This is a genomic window from Streptomyces sp. CA-106110 (assembly GCF_050936285.1).
Lineage (GTDB): Bacteria > Actinomycetota > Actinomycetes > Streptomycetales > Streptomycetaceae > Streptomyces.
In genome coordinates, this window is sequence record NZ_JBNJNB010000001.1 from 2,685,214 (window position 1) to 2,700,287 (window position 15,074).

Annotated in this window: 15 protein-coding genes and 1 pseudogene; 9 read left to right on the forward strand and 7 right to left on the reverse strand. The window is 67.9% G+C overall.

What is annotated here, in order from left to right:
• Positions 1–38: 38 nt before the first annotated feature.
• Positions 39–1,730, reverse strand: a complete 1,692-nt coding sequence (locus ACQEXA_RS12405; RefSeq protein WP_432934881.1) for an acetolactate synthase large subunit — start codon at positions 1,728–1,730, stop codon at positions 39–41.
• 215 nt (positions 1,731–1,945) lie between these two features.
• On the opposite strand from ACQEXA_RS12405, the gene ACQEXA_RS12410 reads away from it, so the two are divergent.
• The gene (locus tag ACQEXA_RS12410) at positions 1,946–2,683 is read left to right on the forward strand and encodes a flavodoxin family protein (RefSeq protein WP_432934880.1); all 738 of its coding nucleotides are present in this window, start codon (positions 1,946–1,948) and stop codon (positions 2,681–2,683) included.
• Positions 2,684–2,911: 228 nt separating this feature from the next.
• Here the strand turns inward: ACQEXA_RS12410 and ACQEXA_RS12415 are convergent.
• Together ACQEXA_RS12415 and ACQEXA_RS12420 are read right to left on the reverse strand one after the other, a co-directional pair.
• Positions 2,912–3,052 (reverse strand): annotated as a pseudogene (locus ACQEXA_RS12415) (SulP family inorganic anion transporter); the annotation flags it as partial.
• A 348-nt stretch (positions 3,053–3,400) separates the two neighbouring features.
• Positions 3,401–4,270: a hypothetical protein gene (locus ACQEXA_RS12420; RefSeq protein ID WP_433129815.1), complete on the reverse strand. Its 870-nt coding sequence runs from the start codon at positions 4,268–4,270 to the stop codon at positions 3,401–3,403.
• Between the two features lie 544 nt (positions 4,271–4,814).
• Between ACQEXA_RS12420 and ACQEXA_RS12425 the strand changes: the two genes are divergently transcribed.
• Both ACQEXA_RS12425 and ACQEXA_RS12430 read left to right on the forward strand, forming a co-directional pair.
• The gene (locus tag ACQEXA_RS12425) at positions 4,815–5,099 is read left to right on the forward strand and encodes a hypothetical protein (RefSeq protein ID WP_433129817.1); all 285 of its coding nucleotides are present in this window, start codon (positions 4,815–4,817) and stop codon (positions 5,097–5,099) included.
• A gap of 185 nt (positions 5,100–5,284) precedes the next feature.
• Positions 5,285–6,406: a hypothetical protein gene (locus tag ACQEXA_RS12430; RefSeq protein ID WP_433129819.1), complete on the forward strand. Its 1,122-nt coding sequence runs from the start codon at positions 5,285–5,287 to the stop codon at positions 6,404–6,406.
• Between the two features lie 6 nt (positions 6,407–6,412).
• Here ACQEXA_RS12430 and ACQEXA_RS12435 read toward each other — a convergent pair whose 3' ends face one another.
• The 3 genes from ACQEXA_RS12435 to ACQEXA_RS12445 all read right to left on the reverse strand — a co-directional run bounded on the left by ACQEXA_RS12435 (position 6,413) and on the right by ACQEXA_RS12445 (position 8,582).
• Positions 6,413–7,135, reverse strand: a complete 723-nt coding sequence (locus ACQEXA_RS12435) for a hypothetical protein (RefSeq protein ID WP_433129821.1) — start codon at positions 7,133–7,135, stop codon at positions 6,413–6,415.
• Between the two features lie 295 nt (positions 7,136–7,430).
• Complete coding sequence (locus ACQEXA_RS12440; protein ID WP_433134535.1) at positions 7,431–7,958, reverse strand: integrase core domain-containing protein; 528 nt, start codon at positions 7,956–7,958, stop codon at positions 7,431–7,433.
• 429 nt (positions 7,959–8,387) lie between these two features.
• Entirely contained in the window at positions 8,388–8,582 is a 195-nt protein-coding gene (locus ACQEXA_RS12445) for a hypothetical protein (protein WP_433129823.1), read from the reverse strand.
• A gap of 259 nt (positions 8,583–8,841) precedes the next feature.
• On the opposite strand from ACQEXA_RS12445, the gene ACQEXA_RS12450 reads away from it, so the two are divergent.
• Positions 8,842–10,071, forward strand: a complete 1,230-nt coding sequence (locus tag ACQEXA_RS12450) for an IS701 family transposase (protein ID WP_432923500.1) — start codon at positions 8,842–8,844, stop codon at positions 10,069–10,071.
• A gap of 194 nt (positions 10,072–10,265) precedes the next feature.
• Positions 10,266–10,784 (forward strand): DUF1203 domain-containing protein, encoded by a 519-nt coding sequence (locus ACQEXA_RS12455; protein ID WP_433129825.1) that lies wholly within the window; start codon positions 10,266–10,268, stop codon positions 10,782–10,784.
• Positions 10,785–11,121: 337 nt separating this feature from the next.
• On the opposite strand, the gene ACQEXA_RS12460 is transcribed toward ACQEXA_RS12455, so the two are convergent.
• Positions 11,122–12,498, reverse strand: a complete 1,377-nt coding sequence (locus tag ACQEXA_RS12460) for an IS1380 family transposase (RefSeq protein ID WP_433129827.1) — start codon at positions 12,496–12,498, stop codon at positions 11,122–11,124.
• A 275-nt stretch (positions 12,499–12,773) separates the two neighbouring features.
• Here ACQEXA_RS12460 and ACQEXA_RS12465 point away from each other — a divergent pair, with 275 nt between their 5' ends.
• From ACQEXA_RS12465 to ACQEXA_RS12480, 4 genes are all read left to right on the forward strand, one after another.
• Positions 12,774–13,028 (forward strand): integrase, encoded by a 255-nt coding sequence (locus ACQEXA_RS12465; RefSeq protein WP_433129829.1) that lies wholly within the window; start codon positions 12,774–12,776, stop codon positions 13,026–13,028.
• Positions 13,029–13,116: 88 nt separating this feature from the next.
• Complete coding sequence (locus ACQEXA_RS12470; RefSeq protein ID WP_433129831.1) at positions 13,117–13,857, forward strand: integrase core domain-containing protein; 741 nt, start codon at positions 13,117–13,119, stop codon at positions 13,855–13,857.
• Positions 13,841–14,122, forward strand: a complete 282-nt coding sequence (locus tag ACQEXA_RS12475) for an integrase core domain-containing protein (RefSeq protein ID WP_433129833.1) — start codon at positions 13,841–13,843, stop codon at positions 14,120–14,122. Before ACQEXA_RS12470 ends, ACQEXA_RS12475 begins: the two co-directional genes overlap by 17 nt.
• Positions 14,123–14,570: 448 nt before the next feature.
• On the forward strand, positions 14,571–14,864 hold the full coding sequence (locus tag ACQEXA_RS12480; RefSeq protein ID WP_433129835.1) for a hypothetical protein: 294 nt from the start codon (positions 14,571–14,573) through the stop codon (positions 14,862–14,864).
• The last annotated feature ends 210 nt before the right edge of the window (positions 14,865–15,074 follow it).

Genomic DNA, 15,074 nt, shown 5'->3' on the forward strand with positions numbered 1-15,074 from the left:
CCCTACCGACGGGCCCCTGCCGTCGCAGACGACAGCGATCAGAACGGACCGTGCAGATCGCCCAGTTTGTCGGTCAGACGCAGGTTCTCGGAGTAGTCGACGGGACAGGCGATGACGGACACGGTGTCGTCGTCCAGGGCACGGCGCAGCGTGGGCAGCAGTTGGTCGGCGGCTTCGATCGAGTAGCCGCGGGCGCCAAAGCTCTCGGCGTAGGCGACCAGGTCCGGGTTGGTGAACCGAGTATGGCTGTGCCGGCCGAGTTCGAGCTCCATCTTCCAGGTGATCAGGCCGTATTCCTCGTCCACCAGAACGAGGACGACCAGCGGGATGCGTTCACGGATGGCGGTCTCCAGTTCCTGGGAGTTCATCAGGAACGAGCCGTCACCCATCATGGCGAGGACCTGCCGGTCCGGCCGGGCGAGCTTGGCGGCGATAGCGCCCGGCAGCGCAAACCCCATGGTGGACAGGCCGTTGGAGAGCAGGCAGGTGTCCGGCTCGTAGGCCGGGTACAGGCGGGCCATCCACATCTTTCCGGCGCCGGTGTCCGCGAGCACGATGTCGTGGCGGTTCAGGGCGGAGCGGACATCGGCCACCACGCGCTGCGGAACCACGGGGAACGCGTCGCTGCTGCGTCCGTACTGGAGCTCCTCGTCGAGGAGCCTACGGATCTTCTCGCCGGTCCTCGACTCGTAGGTGAGGTGGTCGGGCAGTGCGGCCGCCAGTGCGTCCAGCGCCTGCGAGGGGTCGCCCTCGACTCCCACCGCGACCGGGTAGTGGGCGTCCACCTCGGCAGGGAAACGGTGCACATGCAAGATCCGCTTGTCGCCGTTCGGGTTGATCTTGACCGGGTCGAACTCCTGGATCTCGTAGCCGACGCAGACAAGCACGTCGGCCGCGTCGAAGCCGAAGTTGCCGTAGTCGTGACGCATGAAGCCGACCGCGCCGAGGGCGCCCGGGTGGTCGTCGGGAAAGACGCCCTTACCGTGGAACGTGGTCGCCACCGGGACGCTCAGCCGCTCCGCGAACCGCACGAGGGCGGCCGAGGCCCTGGCTCTGGCGGCGCCGTGGCCTGCCAGCACCACGGGACGGCGTGCGCCGGTGAGAACGTCGGCGGCCCGCGCGATCTGCGAGGGCGACGGTGCATCGCTGCGAACCACGTCAATCTGCAAGGGCGCGAGCGGTTCGGCGGGAGGTTCGGTTTCGATGTCCTCCGGCACCGCCAGGAACACCGCGCCGGGGCGTTCACTCTGCGCGGTCTTGAACGCCTTGCGCACCATCTCCGGCACCGCGTCGGGACACTCGATGCGAGCAGCCCACTGGGTGACGGGAGCGAACATCGAGACGAGGTCGATGACCTGGTGCGACTCCTTGTGGATGCGGCGCAGGGAGCCCTGGGCGGCCAGGGCCACCAGCGGTGTGCTGTTGGTCGTCGCATCGGCGGTGCCGAGCAGCAGATTGATCGCGCCGGGACCCAGGGTGGCCGAACACACCCCGGCCCGGCCGGTCAGCCGCCCGTAGATCTCCGCCATGAAAGAGGCGGCCTGCTCGTGGCGCACCAGGACGTACCGGATGCCAGAGCTGTTCAGCGCGTCGACGAAGCGGATGTTCTCCTCACCTGGGATCCCGAAGACGTACTCCACGCCCTCGGCCTCCAGACAGCGAACCAACAGGTGGGCCACGTCGCCCACTGCCGTCGCGTTCCGCGCCTCCGTCACGCCGTCAATGCCCATGAGGCGACCGTAGGCACGCAGGCCGGCCCCGGCCACTCACCGGCAGCCGACAGGGGGCCAGCAGGACTTCTCGCGGGAGGTACCAACCCATGTCGCGCTCAGACATCGCCCGCATCCTTCGGACGCGTCGCACTGGCGCCTGCCACCGCCGGTCTGCACGCTGGGCGGGGACGCGCCGCCCTCCAGCGTGCGGCGCAGGGCTCTGGGAGGGCCAAGTGACTGCTTCGTCGCCCGCCACCGACGCACCGCCGGCCCGCTACGACGACCTGCGCGCTCTGGTCATCAACTGCACACTGAAACGGTCACCGGAGCGGAGCAACACCCAGGGACTGATCGACCGCAGCACCGCCATCATGGATGCACAGGGAGTGCGGGTCGACGTCGTACGGGCCGTGGACCACGACATCGCCACTGGTGTCTGGCCCGACATGAGGGAGCACGGCTGGCAGACCGACGCCTGGCCGGACCTGTACCAGCAGGTCCTGGCGGCCGACATCCTGGTACTGTCCGGGCCCATCTGGCTGGGCGACAACAGCTCCGTGATGAAGCAGGTGATCGAACGTCTCTACGCCTGCTCCAGCCTGCTCAACGACGCTGGCCAGTATGCCTATTACGGACGGGTCGGCGGCTGCCTGCTCACCGGCAACGAGGACGGCGTCAAGCACTGCGCCATGAACGTCCTCTACAGCCTGCAGCACCTAGGATACACCATCCCGCCCCAGGCGGATGCCGGCTGGATCGGTGAGGCGGGGCCGGGTCCCTCCTACCTCGACCCGGGCTCGGGCGGCCCGGAGAACGACTTCACCAACCGCAACACCACCTTCATGACCTGGAACCTGCTCCACCTGGCCCGAGCGCTGAAGGACCTCGGCGGCATTCCCGCCTACGGCAACCAACGCACCGCCTGGGACGCCGGCTGCCGCCGCGACTACGAGAACCCCGAACACCGGTGACGAGACGCCGACGGCAAATCCCGGCGGACCGTCGAGTTCGGCCCCTCCGATGGATCGCAGCCGAAGCCTGTAGCGGCCCCTCCTGCCATGGGCTGAGCTGGTCGGTGCCGGTGCGACGGGGCCACATGGCATCAGCGTTCGTAGCAGGCCACGGGTCTGTCAGGGCCTGTCCGGCTGGATCCTCGGTATCGACGTCCTGCGGCGCGTGTCGGTGCCGACGCGACCATTGACGCACAGGATGAACAGGAAGAACCCTGCCAGGAACGTCGACAGGCAAGTACGGGCGCCGCTCTTGACGTTGATCACGGTCTGGCCGATCATGCCGCAGCCACCCATGCCGCCGAAGATGCCGGTGACGACGTTGGCGATGCTCATAACCTCCCCGTCACCCCCGCAGATGACATGATTCTGGGCCTGAACCGCGAGTTCCCCAACCAGAGCGGTGGCTCGCACGGACGCACCCCCTCCGTCCGCCGCAGCGGTGCGGCGATCGGTCGCTTCGGCGGCTTGGTGGGGGCTGTACAACAGACATCACCCACACCGAGCCCTGGGCCAAGCCGCTCCCCTCCGCCTGCTCTCCCACCCGATCAAGGAACCGAGGAACATCAGACACCTGGAGATCCGCCGACGAGACCGACTCGGCGGAACTCTGCACGAGTACCACCACGCCGCGCGACCAGGCCGGATGATGTATCGGCACCCGCAACGCCGCACAGATCACTTCACGCCTGACGGCAAGGCCACGCTCCCGCCGAACACCCCACCGTTGTCGGCCCGTACCTCCTGACTCACCGTGATGTCCCCGCCCTGGAAGGGGACGAGGAACGTGAACGCGTACCGGTGCGACGCAGGCCGATACCCGTGTGCACGGTCCAGGTCCCACGTTTCACTGAAACTCTTGAGCGTGATCTGGCTGTCCGTCGCCGTCACCCCGGCCTTGCGCAACTGACCCAGCGTGGGCTCAACCTCCCGCACCGCCCGCTTCAGCGCAGGACGGTTCCGGGCGGCCGACAACTGCCAGCCAGATGCGCTGACTTGTAGCCGCACCCCCGTCGCCGTACGACTCACCTCCGCACTCTTGGCGTACGCCGCGAACGCGTCCAGCTCGGCCACGGGATCCTCGATGTCATTGGCTATGTCCGGATCAGACAACGGCCCCTTCTTCCACCCCTCGGCAGCGTCCTTGACGTAACCCGTGCCGCCGACGACGTACACCACCTCCGGCTTGCGCACCCCCTTGCTGGTGGTGACCGTGCCGGTCTGCTGGAGTGCGGCCGGGTCGGTGGTGCGGTGCACGGTCGCGGCATAGGTGGCGCTGGACGGCGCCTGCCCCTGCATGACGGCGGACTCGCTGCCACGCACGGCGAACGTCCATCCCTTCTCGGCCCCGACGGTCTGCCGAGCGCGGGCGACGAACTGCGCGGCGGTCTTCGGCTCCGGGGCGGGGGCCCTGGTCCCGGGACGCGTGGCTTTCGACTCCGGTTGGGCCTGCGTGGCTTTCGAGGAGGCGTGCCGCCCCGCCGGCTTCCGTTTGCCGTCGTGCGCCGAGCATCCGGATGACACGGCCACAACAGCCGCGACGAACACGGCACCGACGGCACGGTGCCCACTCAGACGGACACGTATTCCGGTTCCGGACAGCACTTCACAGCCCTTCGGTGGAGTGGGGGGGCGATGGCGGCGCGGTTACTGTATACAGCAGCCGGTGACGCGACAGCGAGCTCCCGGGCAAAAGGGGCGCACAGGGCTTGAGGTCACCGAGAGGCGCTCGTCGGAGGACGACCCGCCCGCGAAGAATGGCCCGGACCGCAGCCGCGCCTCGCACGGTGACCTGCTCCCCGACCGGAGCTGACCCGGCCCCCTCCCCGGCTCGCGCGCCGCAACAGCCCCAGCACAACAACCCGTCCGCGACCGGCCGGAAGAGACGCGGCTGCGTGTGGCGGTTGCTCTCGCATCGCCGCATCCGCGCAACACGGGGTAGCTGCGGGACGACAGTGGCAGTGGCCGGGAGAAGGGGGCGGAATCCCGCGTAGGACGTTGCGGGTGCAGAAAACCCCATCCATGGTCTGTGATGTGCAGGTTTTTGCGAAGGGCCGCTGATCGCCGGGCCTGCGTGTCAAGCTGATGGATCGTGCTGCTGCGACTGCCCTACCTCGCTATGCGGAGCGTGTTCGTCCTCATCCGGCTGCTGCCGATGAGCGACGCGGACAAGGACATCGAGATATTGACACCGCCCCACCAGTTGGTTGTCCTGCAGCGGCAGATCGACAGGCCTCAGCTCACCCCGGAGGACCGTGCTTTCCCTGCAGCGCTCCTCCACCGGCTCCCCAGGCCCAAGTTGCGGCGGTTGTACCTGATCTTCCGCCGCCGCTTGCCCCGACTTGCCGCGCTGTACCTGACGCCAGGCATTGCTTAGTCGCTCTTGATCGTTGGCGGATTGCGGACGGCCTCGGTCTCATGGCCGTCGCTGTCGGAGATGAGACCAACGTGCACGGACTGTCCCGACGAGCGTTGGACGGACAGTCCGGACGGACGGCAGGCACGTGGCCAGGGGTCCGCCGAAGTCGCCGCGCACAGGCTGCAGATGGGCGAGGATGGACAGTGGCCGAGAACTCGACACACGGGGGACACCTGATGGAGGCTGCGGACGTCGTCCAAGCGCTGGAGGGGCTGCGGGGACACCGGGCAGTTGTGACGGCAGGCCGGGTCTGCGTGTACGTGCCCTCCATCGATGACACGGTGCGCATCGACGCCGCCAAAGTGAGGCGGTGCAAGCGCATCTGGGCCCCGAGCGGGGATCCCGCCGTGGAGTTCGTGATGGGTGACGAAGAGGGAGTGTGGCCGCTGATCATCACTTCCGACGACGTCGTCTACCAACCGGTGGACACCGGAGCCGTGCTGGACTCCCACATTGAGTACCGGATCACCAACGCTCCGCACATCGTGGCCTACACCGAGATGGAGCGAGCGGCTGAAGAGGTGGCCCTGACCTGCGAACAGCCGGGGCCGATCGAGCTGGACGGCGCAGGAGCCACTCTGTTGCTCGTGCGGTGCTTCATCGTCGCGGCCACGCTGGCCGGGCTGCGGCCGGTGCGCAGCGTGGCGTGGTGGCTGCGTGGCTGGGCCGCCCTTGAAGGAGACGTGCTGCTGCCACGCTTCCGAGCCGACTCGGCGTGGGACGAGTTGGTGCACGAGGCGTCTCAGCTCACGGTGACGGCCTCTGCCCAGGGAGAGGACGACGTGGCCACGGCCGCCGCTGACGTGGCCATCACTGACTTCCATCAACTGGAGCCGACCCTGACCTGCGTGGCGCTCGACGATGAGTTCGTGTCATGCTGGCGGGCCTCGATGCCCATCACGCCGACGCGGTTCGTCGAAACGCTGCTGAACGGCCTGGACGCAGCGCGGGCCGATGTGGCCCTGTACCCGGGCGGGGGCGGGAACGTCGACGTCATGCTGGGTGACGGCAGCGCACAAGCGCTGCTGCAGTTGAGCTGGTCCGACAAGGTCGCTCTGCACGTCGACGAGATCCGGATTGCGAACGCCTTGGCACACACCGGCTTGTTCCAACGGATGATGTTCAACACCGAGCGTCTCGCCACTCTGCTGGGGTTTGCACAGGTGACGATCCTGGCCAGCGGGGTCGGCGCCTATGCCTTCGCGGCGATGGGCTATCCGAGGGATCCTGAGCTGTACCAGGCGATGCGGCATCGCCGTCATTAGTCTCCCTCACGGCAGGAGCTTGCGCCGGAGCCTGGCCATGGCCGCGGGCCCGACTGCTGTCTCGGTCGCGCCACGCAGCGTCAAGCAGTAGTCCTTCGCATGCGCCAGGTCAGCGCGCGCGGACGCAATCTCCGTGCGCACCTGATCCTGGACGCCCTGGGGAGCGAGGCGAATGTCGCGCACCTCTCGCGAGCGAGTATTACGGATGCTGTCGGCGATGGCGGCCACGTACGTGGTGCGCTCCACGTCCAAGCCATCGGAGCCGACGCTTGCCCGGCCGGCCTCGATGAGACGCGTCAGGTCGCCCGCAGGCAGGAAAAATAGGGTAGTTGTTGAGAACTCACTCAGCGTTGCCTGACGGCCCCACCGTGTGAGTAGACCGGATTTCTGGTCGACCATAGGCGCCAGGTCCAGGTAGAGCTGTGCGTCGATGGTGGCCATCAGTCCCTTGGACTCATCCAGGAGGGACCGCAAACTGGCTACCTCACGCGCTTGCTGGCCCAGAGTTCCAGTGAACTCCCCTGACGTTTCCGGCGTCCCCTCGCCATCAAGAAGCTTCTCGGCTAGCACCAGCAACTGCTCACCACGAATGCACAGATCTTGCAGCGTCACCACCACGCGTACCAAGTGCCGGGCAACATCCGCATCCCGGCCGAGTTGCCTGCCCTCGAGCAGTCTCCCCCAGTGCGAGGACAGAATCTCCGCCAGTTTCGAAATCAACCCGAACATTCCGCCCCTTCCTCCATGGCAGTTGAGTTTAGTGAGCGGTGCCGCCCAGATCGCTCCATCCGAGGTTTCGCACTGAGGTCACCTCGAGGCGAGATGCGTCAGGCTACGCCCGCTCGGGCGACCCTCCACCCTCGAGTGTGTGCGGGAACACCGCAAGGCTTGCCTGCCGAGGGACCGCCAGGTGGCCCCTGGTGAGCAGTGAACATGGAGGCGCGGGGGAGAAAGCGTCCCAACGTGGCCCAGCGACGGGCCGAAGACCAGTTCCTCGCCGTCCTGAAGAAGTCCGGCATCCGTGTCATCGAGCACGGCAGCTAGCGCACCCATAACCACAACGCCGCCTGGGGCCCGATCCACAGCGTGATGACCCTGTCCCGCTCGAAAATACAGTTCGGCGCTGTGAGCTGCGGCGGTGTCGTTCGGTCAGGCGGCGCGCTCGTACTCGTTGATCAATCCTCCGAGGATGGATTGTCGTCGGATCGGGTGAGCCTGGAAGTCGGTGACGGTGGCCTGGACGAGTAGTTCGGCGCTGTCTGGGTAGTTGCCGCCGAGACTGGTGAGGCCGGTGCCCGTTGTAGTGGTGGATGTACTCGGTCAACACCTGTGCTGCGTGAGCCTCGTTGTAGATCAAGATGGCGTCGAGGATCTCGCGGCGCAGGGTGCCCACGGCTCTCTCGCAGATTGCGTTCGCTCGCGGTGCCCACGGCGGGCTGAGCAGGATCTCCATGTCGTCGGCCTGGAAGGCGGCGTCGAAGGCATGGGTGTCCTTCGTATCCCGATCACGGAGCAGGAAGCGCAACGAGTCCATCCGGCACCGCAAAGTCATGGCCAGATTCCTGGCCTGCTGGATGGTCCACCGTGCGGTGGGGCGGGCGGTTACGCCGACGAGGTGGACACGTCTCGTGCCGTGCTCGATAAAGACCAGGGCATACAGGCGCCTGAGCGAAATGGTGTCGAGGTGCACGAAGTCCGCGGCGAGGATGCCGTGAGCCTGGGCATTCAGGAACTGGCGCCAGGTTGGGCCGGAGCGTTGCGGGGCCGGGTCGATGCCGGCGGCGTGCAAAATCTCCCAGACCGTGGACGGGGCGATCGGGTACCCAAGGCGCGCGAGCTCGCCCTGTATCCGGCGGTGGCCCCAGGTGTGATTCTCCTTCGCCAGGCGCAGGATGAGTCGTTTGATCGTGGGCACGGTGGAGGGCCTGCCAGGACGGCGGTGCTGGGCGTATATCCGTTTGCGTGCTACGAGTTGCCGATGTCAAACCAAGAGTGTCGTGGGGGTGACCGCGAAGACCTGGCGCCAGCGCTCGCGAGGGACCAGCCGTGAGAGTGCAGCGAACCAGATCCGGTCGGCGGGCTCGTATCGGACCCGGGCGATCTGACGGCGCAGCACCGCGTTCTCGTGCCGCAACGCCAGGACTTCTGCGTCCTTGGCCACGCGACTGCGCAGCACGGCAACGGGCACCTTGATCAAATCCGGATCAGCGCGGTGATGATCGACAGTGACATCGAAGGATCATCCCAGGCGCCGCGGAGGCCGCTGCCCGCGCGAAGAAGTTGCAGGCCAGACCCAGAATCGTATTTCCGAGCAGGACAGGTCGGCGATCGTAGGCGGCCTGCGTTCAGTGGGTGTGACGTTTCCGGTCAGCCTTCTACTAGGGCTTGGTTACCTTGGGTGAGTAGCGGTGTGTCGTCTCTCGGAGGTGAGGGGAATGACACCGCAGGAGCTCACGGAGGCCCAACAGCGGTTGGAGTCGCTCGCGGCCGAGGTGTTCGGCTCGTTCGGGCGGGTGGATCAGCGGCGGTGGGGCGAGCGGTATGTGCGGGGGCTGCTGGGCGCGGGGCGGCGCAAGTCGATGGAGCCGATGGCCGCCCGGCTGGGGGTGGACCGGCAGGGCCTGCAGCAGTTCCTGGCCGACTCCCCGTGGTCGCACCAGATGGTGCTGGCCGAGCTGGCCTGGCGGATGGAGCCGGCCATCCACCCGGCAGCCTGGGTGATCGACGACGTGTCCTTCCCCAAGGACGGTCATGCCTCCCCGGGGGTGGCCGCGCAGTACTGCGGCGCGCTGGGCAAGACCGCCAACTGCCAGGTCGCGCCGAGTCTGCACCTGGTCACCGACGCCGCCTCCTGCCCGGTGAACTGGCGGCTGTTCCTGCCCGCCGAATGGGATCCGGCCACCGCAGACGAGCCCGAGAGCGCCGTCCTGCGGCGCCGTCGGGCGCGCGTCCCCGATGAGGTCGGGCACGTGCCGAAGTGGCAGCTGGCCGTGGACATGGTCGACGAGCTGCGCTGCTGGGGCCTGGATCCGCCGCTGGTGGTGGCCGACGAGGGCTACGGGCAGGACGGGGCCTTTCGCCTGGCACTGGAGGAGCGGGAGATCGCGTATGTCGTCGGGGTGCGGTCGGATACCGCGGTGTTGCCCCAGACGGCGGCGCGCACCGCCCCGCCGTGGTCGGGCACCGGGCGGCCGCCGGTGCCCTGCTACCGGGACAAGCCGGTGTCGGTCCGCGAGATCGTGCTGGCCGCCGGGCGCGGCGCACGGCACCGCGTCACCTGGCGGCGCGGCTCGAAGGGGCCGCTGCGCTCGTACTTCGTCGCGCTGCGGGTCCGGCCGGCCGGAGCGCGGGTCCGCCGGGCGCACCCCGGTGAGGACCTGCCGGTGTGCTGGCTGCTGGCCGAGTGGCCCGCCAAAGAGCCGGAGCCGACCAAGTACTGGCTGTCCACCTTGCCCGCCCACGTTCCCCTGCGGCGCCTGGTGCGGCTGGCGAAGATCCGCTGGCGGGTCGAGCACGACTACCGGGAATTGAAGACCGCCCTGGGGCTGGGCCACTTCGAGGGACGCACCTACCAGGGCTTCCTGCGACATCTCACGCTGGCCTCGGTGGCGCAGGCGTTCTGCACCCTGGAGCGACTGTGCCCGCCAGCACCGGCCACGGTCTGACGATCTACCAGGTCGTGGCCGGGCTCCAAGTCCTCCTCGTCTGCTGGGCCGGGGCGTGCCCCACCTGCCGAAGACCCTGGCCCTGATACGACACGCTCGCCCCCTACCTGACCAAGCCCTACTACGTGGGTACGCACCAACGTGACGTCCGTTTCCTGCCAGCAAACACACGTGCGTCGAGCCAGCATGGGTACATGACCAGGTACACCGTGCTCCCCGTTGACACAGCTGTCCTCAAGGAACTGCGAGTTGCCGACGACGCGGGCCGTCCCTGTGCCCCGTACATCGCGACCCGTGACGACGTGGGCTCGCCGCTGCGCTGCTGCCTGCGCCCCATCACGCTCGGCGAGCGGATTGCCCTTGTTTCCTACGCCCCGTTGCGTCGCTGGGCCGCCGCGAGTGGTGCACTTCCGGGCGCGTACGACGAACAGGGTCCCGTCTTCATCCACGCCGATGACTGCGATGGGTTCACTCCCGGCGAGAACTACCCCTTCGATCGGCCTGACGCCCTGCGTACCGTGCGCCGCTATGACGCCCAGGGCCATATCGCCGGTGGCCGCCTTCTGGAGGTCCCGGCCGACGCCACGGCTGGCTTCGATGCAGCCTTCGACGATGCGTTCAACGACCCGGACGTGGTGCTCGTGCACGTCAGGGCAGTGGAATACGGATGCTTCCACTTCGAGGTGCGACGGCCCTCCGCCGAGCAGCAGTAGCCGCCAGGCCACCTGAATGATCGATTTCAAGCGATCGGCTGCGCGCATGCGACGAGGGAGCCAAAGTGCGATTGGGACGCCAGACTTGGACTCCCTCGCCACCGCACTCGGCGGTTATCTAGGGTTGTCAAGTATTTCTGCAGTTCACTGGCTTGCAGGGTGTTCAGGGACGTTAGCCTCGATCTTTCGTGACGGTCCGTCGGTTCATCTGGTGGGCCGTTTCGGCTTGTTGCGCATGTATCGGGCAGGCTGAGTACCCGGCTGTCGCGTCGGGTGGGCGCCGGGTTCCACGGCTCCGGTCGGAGTGGTGCTGCTCGTAGGGACGGGAACGCGCTGGTCAGCCGGGGTTCGGGAGAGCTTCGAGCCGTGCCAGGGCATCAATGATCGCGTCGGTCCAGGGCCAGTGGCGTGCGAATCTCAGGTGCCGGCGGCGGGCGGTCGTGACGATCTGGCCGGCGGCGGAGAACAGGCGGAGCCGGAGACGGCGGGGCTCCCATGTGCGGGTCTTGCCGGTCAGCGCGAGCATGGGCATCCAGGCCAGCAGGTCAAGGGCGACCTGGACGATCTCCAGCCAGATCTGGTTCTGCGCGGTGTCGTGCAGGGGCAGGTTGCGCAGGCCGGTAGCCCGGGCCGCGCGTATGCGGTCCTCGGCGCGTGCCCGCTGGCGGTGCCGCAGTTCGAGTGCGGCGATCGGGACGCCGGTGGTGTTCGTGGCGAACGCGGTGAGCCGCAGGCCGTCGGCGTCGGTGAAGCGCAACTGCGCGCCGGGATGCGGCCGTTCCTTGCGGACGATTAGCCGCATTCCCTTCGGCCAGCCCTTGAGGACATCGCCGTCGAGTTCGGCCACCCAGGCGCCGTCGCGGATCTCGCCACCCGGCTCGACGGCCACCGTCCATGCGGCGGGCGGGACTTTGAGGACGGCCTGGTGGATGGCGTCGGTGATGGTCATGCCGACCGAATACGACAGCCACCTTCCCCGCTGGGCGAGCCAGGCTGTGAACTCGTGCGTTCCGCCTCCGGAGTCGGTACGAATCAGCGTCTGGCGTCCGCGTCGGTACTTCTTCGGCAGTTGGGCCAGGGCGAGTTGGGCCGTGGTGATGTGGTCGGCGGCGGTGTTGCTGCCTGCGTTGCCCGGCCTGAGCAGGCCGGCCACCGGTTCCCCGCTGCCACCGCTTCCGTGATCGACGAACCCCATCAGCGGGTGGTGTCCGAAGGTCTTCTTCCAGGTCGCGGTGGCGTCCTGCTTCTCGGAATGGGCCAGCACGAGCACCCCGTCCAGGTCGACGATCACCTGTCCTCCGGCGTCCGGGGCCGCATGCTTGGCCACGTTCCAGACGTGCTTGCGCGCTTCGGCCCGTGCGGCCCGTATCGCGTGAATGGCCTTCGGTCCGGCCGCGGCGAGGGTGTCGATCAGGCGGGAGACCGTCGGGTCGGAAGCCACCGGCCCGTACACGGCCGGCTCGGCCCGCAGCATCCCGACATCCGCCAGACAGTCCCCGCCCAGCGCGACCGCGAGCGCCACATCCAGCAGGACCTTGCCCGGATCATGTACCGCGCGCAGCTTGTGCCACGGCGCCAATGCCGCCGATATCGCCCTGTCCAGGCCGGTCTTGCGGATTGTCTCCACCAGCAGCACACCGCCGGCCTGGGAGACCACCCCGCGACCATCGCCTTCGGTACGGACACGCGGGTAGGACCCGATACGCTTCTTCACCTGGAGAGTGCTTCTTTCATGTGACGACCTGGACCCTAGACAAGTCCCATCGTTGCAGGTCAGGAGCACTCTTCGCGTTTCTGATCACCCACTGGACGCACTGCCTCATGAAAGCGCGAGGTTAGTCACGTTTCCGGTCCCACCCCAGGCTGGGACTTGGGTGCCGCCAGCTGTCCTCGCTGGAGCTAGTGGGAACCCTGTGGGGCTCGTGAAGGCATCGCTGCAGGTGAGCAGCGGTGTATATGGTTGTCGGTGGTGGCTGAGACGCTGTCCCGATGATCGTGTCGCTGTTGTACCGCGCTGCTCGCACCCTGCTGTCCCTACCGGCTGTCCTGCTGCGCCGAGACACCGCCAGGGAAGCCGAGTTGTTGGTGCTGAGGCATGGGAACTCAATCCTGCGCCGTCAGCTCAAGGGCCCGGTCCACTACGAGTGGGCCGACCGGTTCTGGCTCTCCGCGCTGTCCTCGCTGATACCGCGCCGCCGCTGGGCCGACGACTTCCCCCTCACCCCCGGCACCCTGCCGGCCTGACACCGCAAGCTGATCGCCAAGAAGTGGGACTACTCCGCCCGCCGCCGCACCGGCCGACCCCCCGACTGCGGCCGCGCTCAGGAAGCTGGTGCTGCGCTTGGCCGGCGAGAATCCCCGGTGGGAACACCGCAGGATCCAGGGCGAATTGACCCGGCCGGGCCATCCGATCGCACCGTCCACGGTCTGGGGGATCCTGAACGCCGCGGGCATCGACCCGGCTCCACGCCGGTCCGGCCCCAGCTGGCGCGAGTTCCTGACCACCCAAGCCCAAGGGATCATCGCAGCCGACTTCTTCCACGTCGACACCATGCTCGGAAAACGCCTGTACGCCATGGCGTTCCTGGAACACGGCACCCGCAGACCGCACCTCACCGGCGTCACCGCCCACCCCACTCGCGCCTGGGCGACGCAACAGACCCGCAATCTCGCCGACCAACTCGACACGCGCATAGAGTGGCTGCGCTTCGTGCTGCGCGACCGCGGCACCAAGTACGACCAGTCCTTCGACGCCGAGGACATGGATGTGCTGCTCAGCGCGCCACGGGCGCCACGGATGAACGCGCACTGCAAGCGGGTGATCGGCACCGTCCGCCGCGAGGCCCTCGACCACGTCCTGCTCATGAACGAGGCCCACGCCCGGCAAGTCCTCGCCGACTTCGAACGGCACTACAACACGCATCGACCTCACCGGGCCCGAGATCAGAGCCCCCTCACGCCTCCGGGCAGCCCGCCACCGTCCACGACCTCGACAGCCACAGACTCCTGCGCACCCACATCCTCGACGGCACCATCAACCAGTACCGGTACGCAGCTTGACCAGCGGCGATGACTCTCCGAGCCCCCACAGGGTACTCAGCCTGCGCCGCGAACTCCTCGACCGCACCATCATCTGGAGCGAGCGCCACCTCCGCCACGCGCTGCGCGAGTACGAGTCGCACTACAACGAGCACCGGACCCACCGATCACTGCAGGCCACCGCCCCGCTGCGCGCACTCTCCGGCCCCATCACCGACCCAGGACAAATCGTCCGTCTCGACATACGCCGACACGACCTCCTCAACGGCTCCCTCCACGAGTACCAACACGCTGTTTGACCAGCACGGACGGCCTTTTCGGCACGGACAGCGCTACAGGTAGCGGTCCTGCAGTTCTGCGGCGAACACGTTGCCGTAGTCGGACAGCGGGGTGTCGGTGAGCAGGACGCGGACGGGGTGGCCGTCGACGACGCGGTCGACGACCGAACCGGCCGCGGCGGAGCTGCGGATGACGACGCGCGCCGGGGCCGAACACCGGGCCAGGGTTGGTCACCAGGTAGATGCGAACTGGCTCAGTCATGGTCTCGCCTCTCGAGCGGGGGCACGGCCCCTGTGGACCCGCCCTTCACCCGTTCCGGGGCCTCGGGCCCTCCCGGAGAGGATCGGGCCCCAGATCCGCTCAGGCGGCCGCGCGGACGTCGCCCTGGAGGAGGGGTGGGGGTAGCCGGCACTACCCTCGCCCCCCGCCGCTGTGTGGCGATAAGCACCCGGTGGCAGGATCAGTACCATGGGCACCGAGAGAGTCTGGGTGTACCGCGTGGAGGAGCCGCACGGCTCGCAGGGCTGGCACCCCTACGGCTCCCACTCCCACCGGTCGCGGGGAGTGGTCACCACCGACGCCCCGGGGCAGGACGCCAAGTACGTCGCCGCCCTCGTCGTCACGGACCTGCTCACCGAGTGGAAGGTGAACGGCATCGGTCAGCAGCACGTGCGCGTGATCGTGTGGGCGGATGAAGAAGGCGCCGGCCCCAAAGACGCGGCCTTCATGGTGGAGATCCAGCCCGGCGCCGACGGAGAGTGATCCATCGCGACCGGATTCGCGCACCGGCGGGATACAGGCCCGGGGGCGGTGCCGGTAGGCGGCGAGGAGCCTCGCGAGCATCTCGACGACAGGGCGCGGAACGTCGAGCATTGCGGCATAGGTGACCAACGTGGAGCCCCTGGTTACGGACGTGATCTTCGCAAACCTGTCCTACCAGGGGCTCCATGTCTCCCAGGGCGCTCCGCTCGC

Excerpts from the sequence above, each read along its gene's own strand:
- ACQEXA_RS12455 (WP_433129825.1), top strand. The coding sequence starts at position 10,266 with ATGACCAGGTACACCGTGCTCCCCGTTGACACAGCTGTCCTCAAGGAA.
- ACQEXA_RS12440 (WP_433134535.1), bottom strand. The coding sequence starts at position 7,958 with ATGACTTTGCGGTGCCGGATGGACTCGTTGCGCTTCCTGCTCCGTGAT.
- ACQEXA_RS12435 (WP_433129821.1), bottom strand. The coding sequence starts at position 7,135 with ATGTTCGGGTTGATTTCGAAACTGGCGGAGATTCTGTCCTCGCACTGG.
- ACQEXA_RS12405 (WP_432934881.1), bottom strand. The coding sequence starts at position 1,730 with ATGGGCATTGACGGCGTGACGGAGGCGCGGAACGCGACGGCAGTGGGC.
- ACQEXA_RS12450 (WP_432923500.1), top strand. The coding sequence starts at position 8,842 with ATGACACCGCAGGAGCTCACGGAGGCCCAACAGCGGTTGGAGTCGCTC.
- ACQEXA_RS12480 (WP_433129835.1), top strand. The coding sequence starts at position 14,571 with ATGGGCACCGAGAGAGTCTGGGTGTACCGCGTGGAGGAGCCGCACGGC.
- ACQEXA_RS12465 (WP_433129829.1), top strand. The coding sequence starts at position 12,774 with ATGATCGTGTCGCTGTTGTACCGCGCTGCTCGCACCCTGCTGTCCCTA.